This window comes from Mesorhizobium sp. M0244, from assembly GCF_040321795.1.
GTDB lineage: Bacteria > Pseudomonadota > Alphaproteobacteria > Rhizobiales > Rhizobiaceae > Mesorhizobium.
The window spans coordinates 1-3,339 of the sequence record NZ_JAMYSE010000179.1 but is presented as its reverse complement, the minus strand read 5'-3'; the positions used below and the strand labels follow the sequence as shown (position 1 = coordinate 3,339).

Sequence of the window (3,339 nt, the reverse complement as noted above, 5' to 3'; positions counted from 1 at the left end):
TTGAGGGCCAGCACATTGACCACCGGCTCGCCTATGAAGCCCAATTCGCGATCCTCGACATGGCTGTCGACAAGCGATTTGATCCTGGATTCATCGACGTTCCTGGCCCTGGCCACCCTGGCGACCTGAAAATAGGCCGCATCGGGGCTGATATGCGGATCGAGGCCGCTGCCGGACGTGGTGACCAGATCCATCGGCACCGGCTGGTTCGGGTTTTCGGCCCTCAACTTTTCGGCGTCGCTCTTGATACGGTCGATCAGCTTCGGGTTAGTCGGGCCGAGATTTGAACCGCCCGAGGCGGCGGCATTGTAACCGTCGCCGGCAGCCGACGGACGGCCATGGAAGTAGCGATCGCTGGTGAAAGCCTGGCCGATCAGCTCGGAACCGATGACCTTGCCGTTCCTCTCGATCAGGCTGCCATTGGCCTGGCCCGGAAACAGCGCCTGGGCAATGCCGGTCATGCCGATCGGATAGACTAAACCCGTCAGAACGGAGAAGAAGACAATCATGACGATAGCGGGCCTGATTTGATTGAGCATCGACGTGGTTCCTTATGCGAGACCGAGAGCAGTGATGGCCATGTCGATCACCTTGATGCCGACGAAGGGGACGATGACGCCGCCGAGGCCATAGACAATGAGATTGCGGCTGAGCAGCGCACCGGCGCCGACCGCGCGGTATTTGACGCCCCTCAGCGACAGCGGGATCAGCGCAATGATGATCAGCGCGTTGAAGATGATGGCCGAGAGGATAGCGCTCTGCGGCGTCGCCAGATGCATGACATTGAGCGCTTGCAGCGGCCCGGCGGTCTGGCCCGGGGCGATGTAGAAGACGGCGAATATTGCCGGGATAATGGCAAAATACTTGGCCACGTCGTTGGCTATGGAGAAAGTGGTCAGCGAGCCACGCGTCATCAGCAGCGCCTTGCCGATTTCGACGATCTCGATCAGCTTGGTCGGATCGCTGTCGAGATCAACCATGTTGCCGGCCTCGCGCGCCGCGACCGTACCGGTGTTCATGGCGACGCCGACATCGGCCTGCGCAAGGGCCGGCGCGTCGTTGGTGCCGTCGCCGCACATGGCGACCAGCTTGCCCTTGGCCTGCTCGTCGCGGATCAGCTTCAGCTTGTCCTCGGGCGTCGCCTGGGCAAGGAAATCGTCGACGCCGGCTTCCGCCGCGATCGCCGCCGCGGTCATCGGATTGTCGCCGGTGATCATCACCGTGCGGATACCCATGCGGCGCAATTCGGCAAAACGCTCGCTGATGCCGCCCTTGACGATGTCCTTCAGATGGACGACGCCGAGCAGGCGCCCGTCGCGCTCGACCGCCAGCGGGGTACCGCCCGATTTGGCGATCTCGTCGGCGATCGCCTGAAGGTCGCGGACGGTGTCGCCGCCGGGGCGCGTACTGCCCGTGGCAACGGTCGAGAGGTTGACGTGGGCAAGTACCGCATCGACTGCGCCCTTGCGGACCGAGGAGCCTTCCAGATCGACGCCGCTCATGCGGGTTTGCGCGGTGAAGGGCACGAAAGTCGCGTGCAAATTTGCCATGTCGCGGGCGCGGATGGCGTATTTCTCCTTCGCCAGTACGACGATCGAGCGGCCTTCCGGTGTTTCGTCGGCAAGCGAAGCAAGCTGGGCGGCGTCGGCCAATTCCTGTTCGGTGACGCCCTTGACCGGACGGAATGCCGTCGCCTGGCGGTTACCCAGCGTGATGGTTCCGGTCTTGTCGAGCAGCAGCGTGTCGACGTCGCCGGCCGCCTCGACGGCGCGGCCCGACATGGCCAGCACATTGAAGCGCACCAGGCGGTCCATGCCGGCAATGCCAATGGCCGACAGCAGCGCGCCGATCGTGGTCGGGATCAAGGTGACGAATAGGGCGACCAGCACCGTCACCGAGATATAGCCGCCCGAATAGGAGGCAAAGCTCGGGATCGTCGCCGTTGCCAGCACGAAGATCAGCGTCATGCCGACGAGCAGAATGTTGAGCGCGATCTCGTTGGGTGTCTTCTGGCGCTCGGCGCCCTCGACCAACGAGATCATGCGGTCGAGGAACGTATGGCCGGCAGCCGCGGTGATGCGCACGCGGATCCAGTCGGACAAGACCTGCGTGCCGCCGGTCACCGCCGAACGGTCGCCGCCGGATTCGCGGATGACCGGTGCGGATTCGCCGGTGATCGCCGCCTCGTTGACCGAAGCCACGCCTTCGACCACCTCGCCGTCCGAGGGGATGATGTCGCCGGCTTCGACGAGCACGATGTCGCCGATCTTCAGGCTGGTGCCGGGCACCAGCTTGAACTTGCTCCGATCGCCGCCGGTCAACAGCTTGGCCTGCGTCTCGGTGCGCGCCCGGCGCAGCGAGTCTGCTTGCGCCTTGCCGCGGCCTTCGGCCACCGCTTCGGCGAAATTGGCGAAAAGCACGGTGAACCACAGCCAGATGATGATCTGCAGCGTGAAGCCAAGATCGCCGCCGCCGGTAACGAGATCCTTGACGAACAGCACGGTGGTGAGCGCCGAGACGACGGCGACGACGAACATCACCGGGTTTCGCATCAAGGTGCGCGGGTTCAGTTTTCTGAAGGAACCGCCGATAGCGGGCCACAGGATGCGGGTATCCATGATGCTCACGGATTTCGACTGGCTCATTTGGTGGCTCCAGTGTCGATGTTGTTGACCGGTCGATCGTGTGCCGAACGAAGGTGCGGCGGCCCGTAAGCCAGCAGCCAGATCATGATCAAGGCTGCCGCAATAGCGAGGAATGTGGACAGGGTCGGGAAAGGAGGGGGCGTTTTCTCGCCCTCCGGCTCGGGACGATGCCGGACCTTTCGAGACGTGATCTTGAACCAGGGCATGGGCCGTTTCAGCGTTTCAGAAGGTCTGACCGTTGATCATGGCCAGGTGTTCGACGATCGGGCCGACCGCCAGGGCTGGGAAGAAGGTCAGGCCACCGACGATCAGGATGACACCGACCAGCAGCCCGACGAAGAGCGGACCGTCGGTCGGAAAGGTGCCGGCGGAGGCAGGGACGGTCTTCTTCGCCACCAGCGAGCCAGCAATCGCCAGCGCCGGAATAATGACCAGGAAGCGGCCCATCAGCATGCCGATGCCGAGCGTTATATTGTACCAGGGCGTGTTGCCGCCGAGGCCGCCAAAGGCGGAACCATTGTTCGCCGCAGCCGAGGTATAGGCATAGAGAACCTCGGAAAAGCCGTGCGGGCCGGCATTGGCGATGGAAGCAACGCCGGTCGGCAGCACCACCGCGATAGCGGTGAAGATCAGCATCGCCAGCGGCAGGCAGAGGACGGCCAGCATCGCCATCTTGACCTCCTTGGCCTCGATC

General features: G+C 63.5%; 3 protein-coding genes. All 3 read right to left on the bottom strand.

Annotated features, from left to right (window positions below; genetic code table 11):
• Window positions 1–539, bottom strand: a 539-nt coding sequence (kdpC, locus tag NKJ08_RS38235; RefSeq protein ID WP_352786328.1) for a potassium-transporting ATPase subunit KdpC, incomplete at its 3' end; no start/stop codon positions are given.
• 12 nt (window positions 540–551) lie between these two features.
• The gene (gene kdpB / locus NKJ08_RS38230) at window positions 552–2,645 is read right to left on the bottom strand and encodes a potassium-transporting ATPase subunit KdpB (RefSeq protein WP_352532652.1); all 2,094 of its coding nucleotides are present in this window, start codon (window positions 2,643–2,645) and stop codon (window positions 552–554) included.
• A gap of 222 nt (window positions 2,646–2,867) precedes the next feature.
• Window positions 2,868–3,339: potassium-transporting ATPase subunit KdpA (locus NKJ08_RS38225; protein WP_352786327.1), on the bottom strand; the 472-nt coding region annotated here is incomplete at its 5' end.

Excerpts from the sequence above, each read along its gene's own strand:
- kdpB (WP_352532652.1), bottom strand. The coding sequence starts at position 2,645 with ATGAGCCAGTCGAAATCCGTGAGCATCATGGATACCCGCATCCTGTGG.